The sequence below is a fragment of the Clostridium sp. ZBS15 genome (assembly GCF_023845705.1).
GTDB classification, from domain to species: Bacteria; Bacillota; Clostridia; order Clostridiales; family Clostridiaceae; genus Clostridium; species Clostridium aquiflavi.
In genome coordinates, this window is record NZ_JAMQHY010000019.1 from 1 (window position 1) to 1454 (window position 1454).

The 1454-nt window shown below is 26.4% G+C and carries 2 rRNA genes; both read right to left on the bottom strand.

From position 1 onward, the window contains the following. Positions 1–1073 precede the first annotated feature (1073 nt). Positions 1074–1190 (bottom strand): 5S ribosomal RNA (rrf, locus tag NG904_RS07935). Positions 1191–1247: 57 nt separating this feature from the next. Then, positions 1248–1454, bottom strand: a 23S ribosomal RNA gene (locus NG904_RS07940); the annotation flags it as partial.

Sequence of the window (1454 nt, forward strand, 5' to 3'; positions counted from 1 at the left end):
ACTCTCAATAAAAAGTTTAATCTTGACTTACTCAAATAAAGCATTGCTGGTTTATTTTACTGTGTCTTGATTTCTGTTCAATTTTCAAAGACCACATTTTCTTTTGTTTTCCTGTGTCACCCTTAAGCGACTTACTCAGTCTAACATTTGATTTCTTTTCTGTCAACAAGTTTTTTAATAAGTTGAAATTTAATTTCTTAACTTTATTCTTACTTGTTTGCCGCATCTCTCAGCGACGTGTTTTATCTTACCATGATATATTAACTAGTTATAATACATTTATTACTATTCATTGAAATTATATCTTATTTTCTTATTTTTTCTTTAAAATACTACATAATTCTACTACTGATACACTTGGATAAGTTATTCTAGTATTTTCGAATAAATAATACATATATTTACAAAAATATATGAGTTACTTATTTTATTTATATATAATTTATTATTTTTACTTAATATTTTTATATAAATAATCATTTTAAAATGATTATTTACTCTTAATCCACCTATATTAATAGATTAATTTTCAATACTTTTGTTAAAATTTAATTTATTAGTATTAAAATGTATCATTAATTTTAAAAATTTGTTATTTCTTAATTACATATTTTTATTTTTAACTTTGTTTTCTAACTATATTTATAGATAATCAGTAGATCATAAATTTAAATAAAAAAGTGTAATACTATTTAAAATTAAAATAATATTACACTAACATAAAATTATAAAAAATAACTATTACTAATTAAATAATAATCTTATAAAACAACTCAAATTATTATTTAATACTTAACTATTTTTTATATAAATTCAATTTGAGAAGTTATTTAATAATCTTCTATGCATTTAATTACTCTTACTTTCAAATTATAACAAGATTAATATTAACAACGAACAATATCCATTAAAATTTCTTGCACTCACGATGAATAGCGATTGAATTTAAATTAATATATGAGCGCATTCACTTATTAATGCTAAAGTTTTCTTTCTACTCTGTTACTAACATCACTTTAATCTCTTTTTATATACTAAAAAGAGATAGTTATTATAACTATCTCTTTAAGCTTACCTGGCAACGTCCTAATCTCCCACACAGTCTCCCGTGCAGTACCTTCGGCGCTATGGATCTTAACTTTCCTGTTCGGAATGGGTAGGAGTGTTACTTCCATGCCATCATCACCAGATCCTTTGAAAGAATGTTCTTTCAAAATTGCACATAAATTGTATATAACAATTATTTATTGGTCAAGCCCTCGACCTATTAGTATCAGTCAGCTAAATATGTTGCCCTACTTCCACCACTGACCTATCAATCTTGTACTCTTCAAGGGGTCTTACTAGCTTACGATTTGGTAAATCTCATCTTGATAGAGGCTTCACGCTTCGATGCCTTCAGCGTTCATCCTGACGCGCATTCGCTTCCCGGCTATGCCTCGGACGCCACAACT